Consider the following 17,910-nt stretch of genomic DNA (forward strand, 5'->3'; position numbering starts at 1 on the left):
ATAATCAGTTTCCTACCCCAATCAGCAACGCCAAAAACAAGACCCCATAGTGAGCGATCGCCACTGATGACTAAATCAACATTTGTACCTTTGCCATGCAGACTCGACTATTTCGGCAATGATTTCTGTGTATGTCACATCACCCAAACGTCCCATAATTACCAGGTCTGAACGGATATAATGTAGCCCTGGCAGTGGGTTAACCTCCATAAACTGCAACCCACCGCTAGCATCGCAACGCAGATCCACGCGGGCAGCGTCACGGCAACCAAGAGTATGATAAACATCCAGCGCTAGCTGCCTTGCCTGTGCTGCCAGTGGCTCAGGATCTATGAGCAAACGATAAGATACCCGTTCCAGATACTCATCCTTGTTCAGGGTGGTATAGGCGAAAGCTTCCGCTTCTTTTGTAAAAATTACTTCCATCACACCTACTACCCGTGAGTTGCTGCCGTTGCCAATAATGCCCACTGTTACTTCTCGACCGGGAAGAAAGGTTTCTACGAGTACGGACTGCTGAAATAGTTCGCGTAACAATTGATAAGTATTTACTAGTTCCTGACGTTCTTTGACAAGAGAACGCCCGGTTACCCCTTTAGAACTACCCTCCGCCACAGGCTTGAGGAAAACTGGCATTGGCAGCGATACGGCTGTTACTTCTGCGGTACTACTCACCACTTCAAAGGGGGCTGTCGGCAAGCCGCGATCGCGCACTACCCTCTTAGCAAGCGCCTTGTCTAACGTTAGGGCACAGGTAAGCGGATCGGAAAACGTATAGGGTTGAGCGAATAATTCGCAGACTGCGGGGACTTGGGCTTCGCGAGAGCGACCCAGCAAACCCTCAGCAATATTGAAAACCAGATCCCAGCGATCGCCTTTTGCTAACCTGAGAGCAAGTTGTCTACCATTACCGACACGTTCAACTTTATGACCTAACTGGAATAATGCATCTTCCAGCCCGATAATGGTTTCTTCATCGTCGAACTCCATCACCTCAGAAGCGCTGAAACCAGCTTTAAGGTAGTCTGCCTTAAGGTCATAACACAGACCAATAAATAACCCCATAACCCTATGAATCTTAGTGAGAAAACTTTTGCTGTTAGCTTTAATGTACAACTCAGGTTAATTGCATAAATTTTGATTACTAAATCCTCAATAAAGTCGGAGCTATTCATCAACAACATCGAACCAGATAGGAGATTGATCGTTAGGTGAACCGTTAAAGTTGGCAGTAATTTCTTCTCCCATTTCTATATCTCGGTAGGCAATATACTCTACCTCCCGTTCGGCGAATTTTTTCACATAGTAAGTATTAGGACGGTAAGAATGGTTGAACAGGGACACTAAACCAAATGCGATCGCCGCACCTTTATCTTTCCAATCGTAGTAATAGTTACTCAAAACTGTTTTATCTAGGAATTCAACCTGTTCTGCGGGTATAACCACAACTGGCGATCTCTCAATCATCTCTCCTTTCAAAAAGCGCTTCTGTGCGAAGACACCTCGACCTTTTAGCTTTGTATTGCCCACAATCAACATTCCAACGACTCTCCTGCAATTACTTAGTTTTTTGGTAGAAGCCAAAATAATCATCCCAACTGGCTCTTTTAGATGATGGCAATTAACTCACATATATATAGTGTCATTCCTGCTCCACTGGATCTACATAGGTGTATATCTTACCTGCCCAATTTTGCACTGTAGCTGTGCCCTTCTCATAGGCAAGTAGAGTCTCGGCTTGAATTGGGACTTTGCCACCACCGCCAGGGGCATCAATCACATAAGTTGGTACAGCATAGCCAGTAGTATGACCACGCAATTTAGAAATTAGATCAATCCCAGTTTGAACACTCGTTCGCAGATGTGCAGTGCCAACAACTGGGTCGCATTGGTAAAGGTAATAGGGTCGCACACGCAACTTAAGAAGACCGTGAAACAGATTCTTCAGCGCTTTTTCAGAGTCATTCACACCTTTTAACAGCACAGTTTGACTTCCTAGAGGAATACCACCATCAGCTAGGCGATCGCAAGCTTGTGCCACTTCCGGTGTAAGTTCCTGCACATGACAAAAATGCAAAGATAGCCACACACGATGTTTACGAAGCAAGGCAACCAATTCCGGTGTAATTCGCTGCGGTAAGAAACTCGGTACGCGGGAACCAATTCGGATAAATTCAATATGCCTAATAGCACGCAGTCGCCCAAGCAAATTGTCTATAGGTTCATCAGACATCAACAGAGGATCGCCACCAGAAATTAACACATCACGGATCTCGGTGTGTTCCTCCAGGTAAGCGACGATCGCATCCAACCGCCGCGTTACTGGGTACATCTCACCTTGGCTCACCAAACGAGAGCGAGTGCAATAACGGCAATAAGCAGCGCAAGTGTCTAGGGCAAGCAGCAACACCCGATCAGGGTAGCGGTGTACGAGTCCTGGCACGGGAGTGTCGTTATCTTCACCGCATGGATCTACCATGTCTGCGGCACTGGCTACTAATTCCTCTTCCCGTGGGATGACTTGTAACCGTAGTGGGCAAAGCGGATCTTCTGGATCAAGCAGTGATGCAAAGTATGGTGTGACGGCTACAGCAAACTTCTCTGGTGCGATTAAAAGTCCCTGTTCTTCGGTAGCACTAAGTCTTAATAACCTCTGAAAGTGTTCCAGCTTAGTCAACCGATGCCGCATTTGCCAGCGCCAATCGTTCCAGCGTTCTTGGTTGTAAGTTTCTCCCAAAATCTCACAAATTTCTTCACACCGAACATCGGTAACTAAAGGCTCTAGAATAGTGTTTTTGATCATGATTAGAACTAAATTAAGCTGAGAATAATAAACCAATCACAGGCTGGTTTGTTTACCTACAAATTTAGGTAAAAGAGAAAAGTATTGACAACTGTCACCACTTCTGGTGAAAATTTGTCCTTAAACAGGCGATTACCGTTGTAGCGTAGAAATATAAATAGTTTGGCTCGTTTGATGCCAGAGATGATGGGTTGTTCTGCCTCTGATAACTTCGATGGAAGGATTCCAGTCAGGATTTGGCATATCCTCAGTAAACTTTAGGTAATGAGCAAAAGCGTTAATAATTACCTCAGATTTAGATGCCTCAGCCTTAGCAGCGTGAATAGCTAGCTTTTTGTGAAGATGAGGTGGAATTCTAACACCGACTTGAATACAGGGCATGAAAACAAAGTTGAACTACTCTACAAATAATACCAAAAGTTCAACAATAAGTATCATAGTACACAGAATATCCCTTTGTTCTCATGCTTATTAATCTAATTATTTATTTCACCACTAAACTTCAGATAAAGCGTAGACGCAAAGCGCAAAGCCGGAGATTCCGAAACTCCGGGCTTGTCGCCAGACATTACACTCAAAAATTTTAGTACAGCGATCGCTTGTTTTGCTATGAAGAGGCAGGAGCGACCGCTTTTTTTTATAACGTATCTACAAACTTTGACCCATCTATAGTTAGTTATCTAAATCATTAGTATTGCTCAATGATGTCAACTGCGACTCGACCGCATTGAGATAACTTTGATCATTCAAAACTTGTGCTGGTAATTTGTTAGCCTTGACAGCAGCCTGAACCACATCTTTTGCAGTCACTTTTCCTATTTGGAATTTAGATATCAAAGCGCCCCCACTAGGAATACCCTGCTCTTTGAAATAACCTTGATAAGCTAGAAAGGTAGTATTGAAAGGTTGAAGATAGCTGGCATTTGGGGAATTAGTACGTAAAGTATTAGGGTTGACATATGTGTTTATTTGTCCGGCACTATTGTTATTATTAGCTGTTTGAGCGCCAACAATTCCAGGTATAAAAACAATACAAGCAACGATAGATGCAGAATTTAGGAAGTTTGTAACTTTCATAATTTTCTTCTTGATTTAACTAAGTTAATTAATGCTTGTTATTAACAAAAATTTCTTATTTATTAATTTAAGTTTATTGATATTAAGTCACTATAGCGGTTTATTTATTCCTCATTAATTCGGGCAATATAATTTTATAGAAGCTAGTAAAATCAAGATTTTTTTAGATAAATTAGAAGGTAATAATGCAGTAAATCAGAAACATTTGACAAACTTAGACAAAACTATAATTGCTAAAATGATGTACTTTACAACTCGAAAGAACAAAGTTAACTTAGATCATTCAAAATTACTAAGACCCATCATGTGATACGCAATAAAGCTCGGATCAAAGGGTTTGAGGTAATTTACATTCGTGGAATAGCTAGATAAAGTATCAGAGTTGACGGCTGTGTTTTTTGATGCGCCACTGTTATTATTATTGGCTGTATGAAGGCTAGTAATTTTAGGCATAGAATTAATCCAAGCAACAATATGTGCAGTATTTATCAAGTTTGTAAGTTTCATAGAGTTATCCTCAACTAGAACAAAGTACAATCAGTCTGTGATATCTAGTAATAGAGTCCACTATTTTATAAATATCAACCTCCTACACTCAGTTCATTTGATAGCTTGATTTGTTAATTATCCAAACACCTGAGTCAAATTGACCCAGATATCATAAATTGGGAATTTGTAGAACTTTTAGTAAGTAATAATTCAGAAAAAGCAAAGGTTTTCTATATAAAACTTTTTATTCGCAAGCACTTCTATAAGGTGCGATCGCTCACATATATGTAATTATGATCTTCTCTTCTAGATATTTTTTGCTTTCGGCTATCAACTGAAATTTAACTGTGTTTTACCTAATTAAGTTTGCATACCAATATGCTAGAAAGTCTTTCTTAGAAAAACAAATACTTTTACTTCTTAACTTGATAAGTAAAAGTGATGTAAATTAATATTGGCATTGCAAAGTTTTCTATAAACCTTACTGACCATTCATTTGAGTTTGGACGGACTCTCGTGTAAGGTAGCCGTTCAGGAGGATAAAATAAGCTGATCGTGTCAAAATGTTAAATGTATAGTTTATTTGCAAACTCACTTATGGCAAAAGCAATTTGGAATGGAGCAGTTTTAGCTGAGAGCGATAATACCGTAGTTGTGGAAAACAACCATTATTTCCCTGCTGACACCATTAACAAGCAATACTTCACAGACAGTAACACCCACAGTACTTGTCCTTGGAAAGGTGTCGCCAGCTACTACAGTATTGACGTTGATGGGCAAGTTAACAAAGATGCCGCATGGTACTATCCCAGCGCCAAGGAGAAGGCTAAGAATATTGAAGGTTATGTCGCCTTCTGGAAGGGTGTAAAAGTTGAGGCTTAATAAAGGTTCCTGGAAGTATTTTATTTTCAGGGAAAATGATATTATGTCCGGCTAATTGCCTATAAAATAATTAGCCCGCGCAGGCGGGCTTCATATTTAAACTATTTGCGAATTTATTTTAACTGTTCTTGTCATCACTCGTTTGACGACTATAAACAAAGATTTTGGAGTGTAATCTACTGAAGCGATCGCCATCATCAACTCTAATCTGAAAAGCATACAAGGGATGATTTGGCTACACCATCTTAACCAATGCAGTTCAAGTAAAACTTTATTTTGAGACGTAATTATACCTTTGCCTTGGGAAATGCTGCTTGCTTTTTCTTCGCCAGCCAAGCCAGACTACCCGCAAGTATAATACCAGCGATCGCACTAGGTTCGGGTACTGGTTTTGATATAAAAACATCGGGTGGAAGAATTATGCCAATTGTTAGTAGAGCTAGCTCTCGTGCTAGACCAGCGCTGATTTGGTCAGGATTGCTGCCGTTGACGTTGCTGAGGGCAATGTTTAGGTTATTAGTAGAGATAGTTAAATTGCCGACGTTACTGGTGTTATCTAAAGTCGTTATTTTACTACCATCGAGCAGCAAATCTATATAATCCGTAGTATTGATATTTACAGTATTGTTACCGCTGATGATGGTATTGATCAGCTTTAGTCCACGACCATTAATATCTATCTTAAAATTGTCACCGCTGATTGTGCTATTATTAAACGTTAGGTTACTAAAATCGTAAGCATTGAAATTACCAGCGAACCCTAGCCCAGAAAGTGTAACATCGGCGGCGCTAATGTCAAACACGGGGAATTGATTATTGCCAGTGATGGTAAGTAAATTAGCACCTGGGCCATTAATAGTAAGATTCTTAGCGATCACAATTGCCCCACTCGTCAGGGTAATTGTACTAGGATGAGTTCCCAATAAGAACTCTACCACATCATTGCTAGTTGCCATGTTGATAGTATCTCGCAACGAGCCAACGCCACTGTCATTGAGATTGTTAACCGTCAAGGTAGCAGCTTGTGCTGATTCTACTTGCATTATTGCCCAACACAGAGTAACGGCTGTGGAAATAGCTTGAGCAACAGCCTTTTTTCTATTGTTTTTTGTCACTTAAAACTCCTCGGATTAATTTTTTAAAATTAAAAAACTCTGGGATATTAGTATTACATCTTTTAACTGAATATTAATCATCTTCATGAATTAATTTTTGTTGGTTTTAGCCATGCAAAAACCTGCGTAACTGTTAAATTCAGTTGTAAAAATTCGGGTACAGGCAATACTTCGTCTCCAGTCATCTCTATAGGTTGCTGTCCTGGCAAAAATACTAATACTAAGCGTTCATCTGGATCGATTAACCACCCCAATTGAGTACCGTGTTTTAGACAATGAAGAATATTTATAATTACCTTAGTTGTATTCTGTTCTGGTGAAAGAATTTCAATTGTCCAATCAGGGTAAATTCCAAAGGTATTTTCAATTTCCCCATTGGCATCAAAAGGAATCCGTTCCCAAGCAAATACACTCACGTCTGGGACAATCGAACGTCCGCCAAATGTACAGCGTAATTCTGGAAAAGCCAAAGCAATTTCTTGTTCTTCAGCAACTTGGCTAATTGCGTTACAAAGTTTTAGTTGTAGCCGGGAATGTTTGCCTTGTGGCATTGGTTTCTGGTAGATACGATGATCGTCTATAAATTCACTAGCAGGCTTGGTTTCTGGCAGTTTGAGGAACTCTGCTAAGGAGATTGATTTGTGCAGCGTGGTTGTCATAGCTGTGCAAATGCCATATTTGATTGGAATCTTAGCATTTTCTATCTTTGGATTTTAGGGAGCGAGTCTATTCTCCTTAATGTTGCTTACCTGAAAACAGCTGTAAGCTGTAGTTAAGACTTGTATTGATAAGTTTTGCTTAAGATTTAGTAATGACCGCATAACTTTTGCCATAGATAAGCATTCTGAACCAAAGAAGTTGTGTTGTTAACGAACGGACAAGCTTTCGTTACCAACGGATAAGCTGCATGGCGAGGTGAAGAAATTGAAGTTCCTCTAAGCTACAAATGAGTATCCATTTATAATTAATGCTTAATTTATTTTATTAAAATCTAAGCATTTATTATGAATGCGACAGCATTTGTTATAAATGAGTACACAATTGCTACAAATGAGTACCCATTTATAATTAATGCTTAATTTGTTAGCTTAAATTTTAAGCATTAGTTATGAATGAGTACGCGATCGCAGCAAATGAGTATCCATTTATAATAAATGCTTAATTTGTTTAATTAAATTTTAAGCATTAGTTATGAATGAGTACGCAATTGCTACAAATGAGTATCCATTTATAATAAATGCTTAAGCTGTTGTTGCTAACAGACAAACATCCGTAACGTCCGCGTCTGTCTTTGTAATGAGTGACAAGCTGTTTTTATCACGGGAACTTCATTTGTAACGTCGGTGCTTCAAAAGTACTTAAATTATTCTTGTGAAGAGGATTTTCGCCAAGCTTCGCATCGCACGAGTAGCAACATTATGCTGATGCCAAGCTTGATAGAAATCTGGGTAAGGCATATTCTGGGCGCATTTCCAGGCTAAATCGTAGTATTCATCATTCAATCGCCAATAACCACTTAAAGCTTTGACTACCTCAAAGCGATGCTGATTATTCTGTATAATTTTCCCTAAGCTTGATGCTACCTGCCTACGGGTGTTTTTATCCACAGTAGTTGATTGCAGCAGTTGCACCAAGGCTGTGATCGCAATTTCCTTGCCTGTGTCAATTTTCTCTAAGCTTGATGCTGCTTGACTACGGGTAGAGTCAAACACATTTTTGGATTGCAGCAGTTGCACCAAGGCAGCGATCGCAAATTCATTGCCAGTGCCGATTTTCTCTAAGCTTGATGCTGCCACCCAACGGGTGTAGTCATCCAGATTAGTTGATTGCAGCAGTTGCACCAAGGCAGTGATCGCAAATTTATTGCCTGGGTCGATTTCCCCTAAGCTTGATGCTGCCTGAATACGGGTGGAGTTATCCACAGTTGTTGATTGCAGAAGTTGCACCAAGGCTGCGATCACAAATTTATTGCCTGGGTCGATTTCCCCTAAGCTTGATGCTGCCTGAATACGGGTGGATTTATCCACAGTTGTTGATTGCAGAAGTTGCACCAAGGCTGCGATCGCAAATTTATTGCCTGGGTCGATTTCCCCTAAGCTTGATGCTGCCAGCGAACGGATGTCGTCATCCACAGTTGTTGATTGCAGCAGTTGCACTAAGGCTGCGATCGCAATTTCATTGCCTGGGTCGATTTTCCCTAAGCTTTCTGCTGCCTGCCAACGAGTGTCGTCATCCACAGTAGTTGATTGCAGCAGTTGCACCAAGGCGGCGATCACAATTTCATTGCCTGGGTCAATTTTCCCTAAGCTTTCTACTGTCTGCCAACGAGTGTCGTCATCCACAGTAGTTGATTGCAGCAGTTGCACCAAGGTGGCGATCGCAAATTCATTGCTAGGGTCGATTTTCCCTAAGCTTGTTGCTGCCCGCCAACGGGTGGAGTCATCCAGATTAGTTGATTGCAGCAGTTTCACCAAGGCTTTGATCGCAAATTCATTGCCTGTGCCGATTTTCTCTAAGCTTGATGCTGCTTCCCTACGGATGGAGTCATCCACAGTAGTTGATTGCAGCAGTTGCACTAAGGCGGCGATCGCAATTTCATTAGCTGGGTCGATTGTCCCTAAGCTTTCTGCTGTCTGCCTACGGGCGTTCTTATCCAAAGAATCGAATTGTAGCAGTTGCACTAAGGCAATGATAAAAAATTCATTGCCAATGCTGATTTCCCCTAGATTTAATACTACACGCAAACTGGTCTCTTCATCCAGATGATTTGATTCTAGCAATTGCTTCAAGGCAGTGATTGCTGCTGTACGGTTTATCTGTTTTAATGCTGACCTAGCTTCCTTTGTAATAATTGCTTTGAGAAAACTGATCCAGTTTTGTTTTTTATCTAAATAACCAAAGCCCCATTTTATAATTTGTGCTACTATTTCATCTGCTTTATAGTAATCTCTAAATTCGGCAATTCCTGCGGCTGCTAAAAAATAGGCCCGGTATTCATAAAATCCTTTATTTACATCTTCGCTATTCCAGTCAGTACATCCGTCTTTAAAGTTTACTAAAGCATCGATAAACTGTTGCTTTTGCTGTTTAAGATTTTCTTCTTCTCGTCCTAACCAAAGTAATATTGTTTGCTTCCATTGCGGTTCAAAGATGCGATAAGTTCCTTGACTGGAATTTTTGGGAACGTGGTTGAGAAAAAAATGCCAGTTATCAATTGCTTTAGCAGCAAAGTACTCTTGAAATGAAGCATGAAAGAAAGCGTAAACAGGTTTTCTATTTGTATCTATCCCTACAGAGTTCAGCCAGCCACGATTTAGTGCCAATTTCAGCAGCGAATTTTCATCATCAGCATCTCCCAAGAAGCGATTAACAAAATCCTGCCCTAAGCGAAAACGGGTTGCTTCTTTGTCTATCGCTTCTTTAGCTAATTCCCCCAATTTGACATTGAGTTGCTTACGCTGGTGAGAGTTTATAGCAAATTCCTCTTTTTTCCACTTGTAGAAGTCATCAATAAATTGCTGATAGAGTCCCGCTTGAGTATCCGGTAATTTGCCATCTCCTGATTGCCAATTTAAGCACAGCAGCGTCAATCTCAAAGGATTTTTCACTAAATCTTGAATCCGTTCTTTACCTGATTCTTTCAACGCAGTGCATAACTGCTTCCCAGTTTCGGGAATTTCAATTTTATTGAACCATTTATCAATAAATCTCTCGACCTGTTCTGGATAAGAAAAATCTAAACTGCGATAGGTGTCAAAATCATCAAGTGCATTAATGCTGCCATTCCACAGATTAACCCGACAAGTCAGCACAATTCGCGCTTTAGAAATTGATCCTCCTTCACGAAATTGCCGTGCAATTTCTGTTATAGGATTACCTGAAGATGCGGACATTTCATCTAATCCATCTAGCAGCAGCCAGACATTATTTTGATTAAATAGAGCAACAAAATCTTTCTTCAGTTGCTCACTGGCTTCAGCTTTACCTGTTTTTTCAGCGACTTCAGTCAACCAAGTCTTAAACAGATAAGATTTTAGTTCCTCACCTCGCAAATCTGCCAGAGATACCCAAATGACAATCGACTGGTGAATCTCACGAGATACCCAATCAGCAATCTGCTGTAAAAGTGTTGTCTTTCCTGCACCTGGTTCGCCAATAATTGCTATTCGCTTACCTTTACTTTTAGGCGTGTTCTTCTGTTTGAGAACTTCTTCAAGAAAAGCATCATGCTCAAATGTTTTGGTGATTTCTATCTCCTTATACAGTTCTGACCCCTGTTCTGGAGAAATATCACCCTGAGCCTTGTCTGACTTCTGTTCTGGAGAAACATTATCTTTATGCTTGGATTGTTTTTTGCGCTCAACTAATCCCAATGGCACGTAAACATCATCAACTTGCAAGGTGACTCCCTCAGTTGATGTCAGAGGATTTGTAGTCAGCTTTCGCTGTTCTGCCAGTATTTCACGGCAGACTTCACGCCAGTCATCGGGAGTTAACTTTGTCCCATCCTCCCCTTGGGACGGCTGTAGTCAAAACGCGATGTTATTAGTTTGGTTATTTATCTGTCCTTGATTTACAACCCCAATTTTTTCTGCTAGCTGCGTCAGATTTTGAATGGTTGGCTGTTGAGACTTGAGAGTATTTTCTATTTCTTGAATTTTTTGAGTGAGTTTTGGTTCTGCTTTTGCAGCTGCTTCCACTTCCACAATAGCTTGAGCAATTTCTGGATCTGCGTCTGCGGCTGCTTTCAGTTCCAGCACTGCTTGACCATAATCTAAACGCTGCGGTTCATTTCCCTCAACAGCACTGGTGAGTAATGGCGATTCCTTCTTTTGGCGGAGTAATCCGATTAACTTACCACCTAGCGTCCATGTAGCATCACCAATGTTTTCGCCGATTTTCTCTTGTGCTTTAGTCCAAAGCGTAGTAGCGATCGCAGTAGCAACAGCCGTAAGTGTTACAGTTACCATAAATTCACTACAAATTGAATTTATATAGAAATTATTTCAATTGACACAAATAGTATTACGCAAAAGCTGGGCGATTATTACTGATATAATTCAGTTTTTTAACCCGCGCAGGCGGGTAAAGTCTCGTATAGCCGCAACTTCTAGTTGCCAAGGCACTAACACACCCTACGAAAATATCTGAAATCTAATTATGAATTAACGCCGTGTGCAACTTTCTCTCAAACCTAACCCCTAACTCCTTCCCTACAAGGGAAGGGGAGCAAGCATCAAAGCCTCTCTCACTATAGGGGAGAGGTTTGGAGAGAGGTTCTAAGAATAAGTTGCACACGCCGTAAATTATCAATTTTTAATTAGACGCTGCCTTTTCTGCAACATTACGAATTATTTCCTCTAGAGTTTGGAGTAATTCTTGCTCGTTGTAAGGTTTAGAAAAGTAAGCCCGCGCCCCCAATTGCATAGCTAATTGCCGATGTTTATTGCTGCTACGAGAAGTCAGCATCGCAACTGGAATATTTTTTGTATCAACGTCTGAATTTACCTTACCTAAAAAGCCATAACCATCTAGGCGAGGCATTTCAATATCACAAATTACTGCCTCAACTCTCAATCCACTATGGAGTTTATCTAAAGCATCTTGACCATCTTTAGCTTGTTCTACTTGATACCCTCCTTTTTCAAGGGTCAGGGCTAAAAAGCGGCGAACATTAATCGAGTCATCTACGATTAAAATTGTGCCTTTCTGCTTAACAGACGCTGCTGATATTTTGTCTTCATCAAATATCAGGAACGGTGTCTTTAACCTTGCTGATGGTAATTGAGTACCTCTAGGAGTCCGCCGATTTGTAGCAATCCAATATAGCAACTCATTGACATTAACTAGTGGCACTACTCGACCATCACCGAGAATCGTACAATTGCTGAAGCCTTCAGGTAAAGGTATATTTCCCTCGACTTGGCGAATAGCAACTTCTTGTTCACCCCAGCAACGGTCTATTTGGATTGCTACTGGCTGATTATTCCCTTTGACTACTAACACACTGTTAGCATTAATCGCTGCCGGAGTCTCTAATTCTGAGATATCGTAGCGCAGGCAATTAAACTCTAAATAAGAAGTCAAGCGAATCAGTGGTAGCATAGTTCCTTGCCAATTTAGGACTTCGCTACCTGCCATTTGGAAAACTCGCTCGTTTTGGAGTAAGGATATTTCTGAAATAACATCTGTGGGAAATGCCAATAGCATTTTGTTGATTTCTACCAGCAGAACTCGCGCTACAGAAAGTGTAAATGGTACTGATAGGGTGAAGGTAGTACCAACTCCTGGTTCCGTATCAACTTTGACATCTCCTCGAATTAGTTTGAGGTTGTTGCGAACTACATCCATACCGACACCGCGGCCAGATAATGCTGTGACTTGCTCGGAGGTGGTAAAACCTGGTTCAAAAATTAGTGATAACAGTTCTTCATCACTAGCATTAGCGAGTAGAGAAGCATCCAATCCCATAGCTAGGGCGCGGATGCGAATTTTCTCTAGAGAAATGCCCCAACCATCATCACGGATAGTAATCAGGGTACGATTACTGCGGTGAGTAGCTGTAATTTCAATCAATCCTTGTTCTGGTTTACCCAAAAGGCGGCGGGTGGTAGAGTCTTCGATACCATGATCGAAGGCGTTCCTTAACAGATGCATTAAAGGTTCATTTAATGCTTCTAAAATGCTGCGTTCAATTAAAGTGTTGCCACCTTCAATTTTTAACTGGACATTTTTCCCATACTCTACATTTAAATCGCGCAAGGCTCTGGGAAAACGTTCGATTAAATCGGACAGTGGCCGCATTCGGATGTGATTTAGCTTTGTTTGTAACTGTTTTGATGTTTTGTTTAGTTTCCGAGCAATTTGGTCTGTATCATCTACACTGAGTTGCACATCAGTTGTGACTTCCTGTACCTGAACAATGGTTTCCATAACTTCCTGCGATCGCAGGTTGAAATCGCTATAGCGATCCATTTCTAAGGGATCAAATTCTCTATCTGTGCCTTGTATTTGGTGGCCATTTTCAGCTTGCGGTTGCACCCCAACAGACATGGCAGCTTGAGGAGAAATTTTGTTGTAGGCTGTACGTAACTCCTGGTTTTCTTGGTCGAGAACTTGGACTCGCTGCTTCAGGTTACGAACGAGTTTGCCTAATCTTTCTAGTTGCGAGTTTAACCCATTCCGCTGAACAATCAGTTCACTAAATAAATCATTAATTTGCTCTAGTTGTTTGCTGGGAACTCGGACGCTATTTTCATGAATATCCCGCTCTTTCCCAACGCCATTTGGCTCTCCTTTGCCTTCGCCAAATCTGGCATCTGGAGGATTATGTTCTCTAGCAAATATTGTATTTTGCTCTGTGACATTGACAGCATTAACGTCATCGGCAAATTCTGCATCTACAAATGTAAAATTAGCAGCGATACCTGCGGCGGGCTGCGCCAACGCTTCATGATTAATCCAATTTTCTCTAGTGTTTTCTGGTTGCCAAACAGATGTTGACACTACTTCTGTATCTGTGCCAATAACCTGTGGTATTACTTCTGCTTGTAATAGTAGCTTAGGTTGGGTATAACTACCCAAGTCAATTTCTGTAGGTAAGTTATCTAATTGATTTGTCAGTATCAAAGCTTGCGATCGCCGCCATGCTTGCAATGCTAACTGGGCAATTTCTGGAATGCGCGAACTGCTAACAATTTCTAATTGCTGCGTTACTGACTCACAAAGCTTGGTAAAAGCAGCCAATTGGAGCATTTCCCCTAAACCGCCCAATTCAGTCGCCATGATCACAACTTCTTCATGCAAACCAGGCTGTTCACTATCTGCCAATATAGATTCTAGGCGCTGCAAACACTCTTCTACTTCTGTGCCAAATAGCAAGGGGATAATGTCTTGCCCATCTTCTGGGGATAGCATGGTTGAGGCATCCTCAGGGGTGGGGTCACCCAAGCGATCGTGCAACTCATCAAAAATTGGGTAACAAAAGGTTGCTAACCACTGATCTTCGACAACATTTCCTTCTGCAAGCAATTCTACAATCTGACGCAGCCAGTCAACTCCAGATAGCAATAAACTTTGTAACTGAGTATCAATTTCTAGAGAATTTTTTTTAGTTTTTAAAACTTTAAAGGAATCCTCTAGACGGTGAGATAAATCACTTAGCGATCTAAATCCCATCATCCCAGCGCCACCTTTGATAGAATGAGCAGCCCGGAGTGCAGCATTGATTTTATCCAAATCGATCCGGTTAGTAGTATCGATTTCCAGTAATACTCCTTCCAGGATATTTAAGTAATCAGTTGCTTCTTCCAGAAACTGCATCTGGATTTCTAGTTCTTTGTCTTGCAGCATGGTTTTTGTTAATAGTCAAACAAATTTGGATTTTAGACTTAGGCAACTCTTGGAGACGCTCTTGCGTTCGCTCAGTCGAACGATTTTAAATTGATCCATACCTAAATTCACAGACTTGCCATTTAATTTTAGATTTTGGATAATAGAATTATTCTCATGTTGAAATTCGCTTGCTCCAGACATTTTTATATTTTGAATCTTCTCTACCAGAGGCTCCGCCAACAATTCCAAAATCCAAAATTTAAAATCTAAAATTCGGCCATTTGTCAGTAGTAAGTAGTGAAAACCAAACAACTGACAGATGACCACTAACTAACTTTAAAAGTCTCGACAGTCTCTTGCAATTGCTGGGAAATCTCCACAGTTTGTTGCAGAGATTCGGAAACTTGGCGAGAAGAATCGCTGGTGCGTTGTGATACAGCAGCAATATCTTTCATCAATTGGGTGACACTTTGCGATGTTTCTACCTGAGATGCAGTTGCAGTGGAAATTGACTGCACTAAGGAGTCAATTTGATGCGATACATCCAAAATTTGACTCAGACTTTGTTTAGCTGACTCCACGATTCGAGTCCCTTCTACCACTTGGGTGGTTCCTATGTCCATCGCCTGCACCACTTCACTGGTTTCTCGTTGGATATTTTCAACAATTTGTTCAATTTCTTGGGTTGCTGCGGCACTCCTGACTGCTAATTCGCCGACTTCTTCAGCAACTACGGCAAAACCTTGACCTTCTTCACCTGCACGCGCTGCTTCAATACCGGCGTTGATGGCAAGCAAGTTGGTTTGGATGGCAATTTGGTTAATCAAGGACACCACGCGAGAAATTTGTTGAGAAGATTCTCCAAGGCGTTTCACTTTTTTAGCAGTTTCACCCACAGTTTCCCGCAAAGAGAGGATGTTTTGTACTGTCAAATCCATTGCGTGTCCACTCTGAGTGGCGGTGTGGGCGGCGTGATTGGCAATGAAAGCAGCTTTTTCGGCGCTTTCAGCTACGGACTGCATGGATTGGGTCATTTCGTCAACAGCATCGAGGGTGCGGTTGATTTCGGCAGCTTGGGTGAGTGCTTCCTCTGCTAAGTGGCGGATGGCTCCTTCGTTAGAGCCAATAGCACTATTCACGTAGATAGCAGCCTGTTGAACTTGGGTAACGATATCCCGGAGGCTTTCCACAATGGAGTTGAAAAAGTCGGCAACAGTGCCTATTTCCCCAGAGGTCACGTCTGCACGCACTGTCAAGTCGCCTCTGGCTGCACTTTCTACGTCGTTGAGCAGTTCTAAAAGTTGCTGTTGCAATATTTCTTTTTGATGCCGTTCGTCATCAGAACCGATTACTGCAACATTCTTAGCTTGTTCTATCTCCTCTAACAACTTGGCTTGTTCCAAGGCATAGCCAATTTGAGTTGCTATCTGTTGAAACAAGTCAATTTCCGGCTGTTGCCAAACACGAGGAGTTTCGCAATGATGAGCAATTAATAAGCCGAAAAGTTGCTCTTGGGCAAGAATCGGTACAATCAAATGACCTTTGACAGCAAATTTTTCCAACAGTTGAATGTAACCATTGGCATTTTTCAAGCTTTGGTCTTGGTGAATGTTAGCAACTGCTTGCACCCGGCTATCATGATAAGTTTCTAGATAACGTTCCCGAAAATAGGGGTCGTCGATTTGCACTCCGATCATTTCCGGCCAATTACCAGTTACCGATTCCGCAACGACGATGCCATCCCAAGTATCTGGATTCAGACTATAAATAATTACCCGGTCTGTTTTTAGCGATCGCTGAACTTCTTTTACTGCTGCGTGATAAATATCTTCGGTTTTGAGAATTCTCCGAATTTGTCGGGTAATATCTGCTAATAATTTTACGCCCTCAACATCCAGTTCTTGTTCCTTAACTAAGACCTGCAATTGTTCAGCCATCTGGTTGATATTTGCACTCAATACCCCTAATTCGTCTTCTCTTTCAATTTCCAGACGGGTGTTGAATTTACCTTGACCAAGCTTTGCTAATGCCGCAGTCGCATTGATAATTGGCTGTGTAGTAAATTTAGCTAACCGAGATGCGAAAGCAGCCACAATCAATGCTGTCAGTGCTGTACCAATGGCTATAATCCACAACAATTGTCTTTGCGGCTCAAATAAAATTGCTGTATCTGTGGATAAAAGTACTTGCCAGTTTAAATCTGGCAAGCCGTCTAACTTACTGGCTGGTACGTAGCTGACTAGTTCTTGTTTTTTGTGAGTTTTGGGAACTTCTATAAAACTATCTACTTTTTTGGCTGCAAGGAGTTTAGCTAAATTAGAATACTCTCTCTTTGCCTGTTTCCCCAATAATTTTTCTTGTGGACTCAAGAAAACTGTTCCCGAAGCATCGAGCAAATAGTATTGTTGTCCATTGGCTACGTAATTTTTGATGACTTCCTCTAAAGATTTTACGGGCAAACGTGCTTGTACCACGCCAATAGTTTGGCCCGTCCTTGTCTGTTTCACAGGTGCAGTTATATAAATACTTACTTTCCCTGTATTTTTTGCTGCTTCAGGTTTGCTGATTATAGGAGTATCTTTTTCTAAAGCGTCTTGAAAATAGGTACGGTCTTTTTGGTTTTCCAGGGGTTCGCCTGTGGATTGCACAATCAAGTTACCTTGGCGATCAAAGACAGCAATACTGTCATAACCTTTGTAGGCTTCGACAACACGATCTAGGACTGCTTGTTTTTCTTGAGTGGTGATATCGGCACTAGCTTGGGAATTAGTTAAAAAAGGCAAACTTGATATTACCTGAATATCACCGTAGCGTCCCAACATAAAACGGTTAACTTTATCACTTAAACCAGTGGCTTCGGCTTGTTGAGATTGAGTAATTTGCTTAGTAATCGACTTGTTGGCAAAGCTAAAAGCGATCGCGCCTATGCCTAATACTGGTATTGTACCGATTGCGATCGCCAAAATAGTCGCTTTCTTAATCAATTCCAGCCTTGTAAAAGAGGCAATAGCCTGATTTAGGGAAGAATTATTAGCCCTTTCAGTAGTTAGCTTACTTGGTAGCTTTACTACAGTACCAGTGATTTTTTGGGATGAAATCAGCGATGCTCGATTTTGAGCGCCACTACCTTGATTCGTGTTGGTTTTATTAAACATAAAAGTAGTTCTCCTAAGTACGTGAATAAGAACACTAAAAATCTTTTTTTAGTAA

General features: G+C 41.1%; 13 protein-coding genes. 1 reads left to right on the top strand and 12 read right to left on the bottom strand.

Annotated features, from left to right (window positions below; genetic code table 11):
• Positions 1-75: 75 nt before the first annotated feature.
• The 6 genes from V7K40_RS19715 to V7K40_RS19740 all read right to left on the bottom strand — a co-directional run bounded on the left by V7K40_RS19715 (position 76) and on the right by V7K40_RS19740 (position 4,387).
• Positions 76-1,065, bottom strand: coding sequence for a D-alanine--D-alanine ligase (locus V7K40_RS19715; RefSeq protein ID WP_334962604.1), 990 nt, complete (start codon positions 1,063-1,065; stop codon positions 76-78).
• Between the two features lie 102 nt (positions 1,066-1,167).
• A complete protein-coding gene (locus tag V7K40_RS19720) occupies positions 1,168-1,539 on the bottom strand; it encodes an SET domain-containing protein (protein ID WP_334962606.1) in 372 nt (123 codons plus the stop codon).
• A 103-nt stretch (positions 1,540-1,642) separates the two neighbouring features.
• Positions 1,643-2,803, bottom strand: a complete 1,161-nt coding sequence (locus V7K40_RS19725; RefSeq protein ID WP_334962608.1) for a KamA family radical SAM protein — start codon at positions 2,801-2,803, stop codon at positions 1,643-1,645.
• A gap of 132 nt (positions 2,804-2,935) precedes the next feature.
• Positions 2,936-3,184 (bottom strand): hypothetical protein, encoded by a 249-nt coding sequence (locus tag V7K40_RS19730; RefSeq protein ID WP_334962611.1) that lies wholly within the window; start codon positions 3,182-3,184, stop codon positions 2,936-2,938.
• Between the two features lie 291 nt (positions 3,185-3,475).
• Positions 3,476-3,880 (bottom strand): hypothetical protein, encoded by a 405-nt coding sequence (locus V7K40_RS19735; protein ID WP_334962613.1) that lies wholly within the window; start codon positions 3,878-3,880, stop codon positions 3,476-3,478.
• A gap of 279 nt (positions 3,881-4,159) precedes the next feature.
• Positions 4,160-4,387, bottom strand: a complete 228-nt coding sequence (locus V7K40_RS19740) for a hypothetical protein (RefSeq protein WP_334962615.1) — start codon at positions 4,385-4,387, stop codon at positions 4,160-4,162.
• A gap of 579 nt (positions 4,388-4,966) precedes the next feature.
• On the opposite strand from V7K40_RS19740, the gene V7K40_RS19745 reads away from it, so the two are divergent.
• Positions 4,967-5,251: a DUF427 domain-containing protein gene (locus V7K40_RS19745; RefSeq protein WP_334962617.1), complete on the top strand. Its 285-nt coding sequence runs from the start codon at positions 4,967-4,969 to the stop codon at positions 5,249-5,251.
• Positions 5,252-5,538: 287 nt separating this feature from the next.
• Here V7K40_RS19745 and V7K40_RS19750 read toward each other — a convergent pair whose 3' ends face one another.
• The 6 genes from V7K40_RS19750 to V7K40_RS19775 form a co-directional block, all read right to left on the bottom strand.
• Positions 5,539-6,366: a PEP-CTERM sorting domain-containing protein gene (locus V7K40_RS19750; RefSeq protein WP_334962620.1), complete on the bottom strand. Its 828-nt coding sequence runs from the start codon at positions 6,364-6,366 to the stop codon at positions 5,539-5,541.
• 83 nt (positions 6,367-6,449) lie between these two features.
• Complete coding sequence (locus V7K40_RS19755) at positions 6,450-7,025, bottom strand: Uma2 family endonuclease (RefSeq protein WP_334962621.1); 576 nt, start codon at positions 7,023-7,025, stop codon at positions 6,450-6,452.
• A gap of 699 nt (positions 7,026-7,724) precedes the next feature.
• Positions 7,725-10,766, bottom strand: a complete 3,042-nt coding sequence (locus V7K40_RS19760; RefSeq protein ID WP_334962622.1) for a HEAT repeat domain-containing protein — start codon at positions 10,764-10,766, stop codon at positions 7,725-7,727.
• Positions 10,767-10,895: 129 nt separating this feature from the next.
• A complete protein-coding gene (locus V7K40_RS19765) occupies positions 10,896-11,336 on the bottom strand; it encodes a hypothetical protein (protein WP_334962624.1) in 441 nt (146 codons plus the stop codon).
• A gap of 346 nt (positions 11,337-11,682) precedes the next feature.
• The gene (locus V7K40_RS19770; RefSeq protein WP_334962626.1) at positions 11,683-14,718 is read right to left on the bottom strand and encodes a hybrid sensor histidine kinase/response regulator; all 3,036 of its coding nucleotides are present in this window, start codon (positions 14,716-14,718) and stop codon (positions 11,683-11,685) included.
• A gap of 308 nt (positions 14,719-15,026) precedes the next feature.
• Positions 15,027-17,855 (bottom strand): methyl-accepting chemotaxis protein, encoded by a 2,829-nt coding sequence (locus V7K40_RS19775; RefSeq protein WP_334962629.1) that lies wholly within the window; start codon positions 17,853-17,855, stop codon positions 15,027-15,029.
• Between the last annotated feature and the right edge of the window lie 55 nt (positions 17,856-17,910).

The organism is Nostoc sp., assembly GCF_036917195.1.
Classification (GTDB): Bacteria; Cyanobacteriota; Cyanobacteriia; order Cyanobacteriales; family Nostocaceae; genus Nostoc.

Excerpts from the sequence above, each read along its gene's own strand:
- V7K40_RS19715 (WP_334962604.1), bottom strand. The coding sequence starts at position 1,065 with ATGGGGTTATTTATTGGTCTGTGTTATGACCTTAAGGCAGACTACCTT.
- V7K40_RS19720 (WP_334962606.1), bottom strand. The coding sequence starts at position 1,539 with ATGTTGATTGTGGGCAATACAAAGCTAAAAGGTCGAGGTGTCTTCGCA.
- V7K40_RS19725 (WP_334962608.1), bottom strand. The coding sequence starts at position 2,803 with ATGATCAAAAACACTATTCTAGAGCCTTTAGTTACCGATGTTCGGTGT.
- V7K40_RS19730 (WP_334962611.1), bottom strand. The coding sequence starts at position 3,184 with ATGCCCTGTATTCAAGTCGGTGTTAGAATTCCACCTCATCTTCACAAA.
- V7K40_RS19735 (WP_334962613.1), bottom strand. The coding sequence starts at position 3,880 with ATGAAAGTTACAAACTTCCTAAATTCTGCATCTATCGTTGCTTGTATT.
- V7K40_RS19740 (WP_334962615.1), bottom strand. The coding sequence starts at position 4,387 with ATGAAACTTACAAACTTGATAAATACTGCACATATTGTTGCTTGGATT.
- V7K40_RS19745 (WP_334962617.1), top strand. The coding sequence starts at position 4,967 with ATGGCAAAAGCAATTTGGAATGGAGCAGTTTTAGCTGAGAGCGATAAT.
- V7K40_RS19755 (WP_334962621.1), bottom strand. The coding sequence starts at position 7,025 with ATGACAACCACGCTGCACAAATCAATCTCCTTAGCAGAGTTCCTCAAA.
- V7K40_RS19765 (WP_334962624.1), bottom strand. The coding sequence starts at position 11,336 with ATGGTAACTGTAACACTTACGGCTGTTGCTACTGCGATCGCTACTACG.
- V7K40_RS19770 (WP_334962626.1), bottom strand. The coding sequence starts at position 14,718 with ATGCTGCAAGACAAAGAACTAGAAATCCAGATGCAGTTTCTGGAAGAA.
- V7K40_RS19775 (WP_334962629.1), bottom strand. The coding sequence starts at position 17,855 with ATGTTTAATAAAACCAACACGAATCAAGGTAGTGGCGCTCAAAATCGA.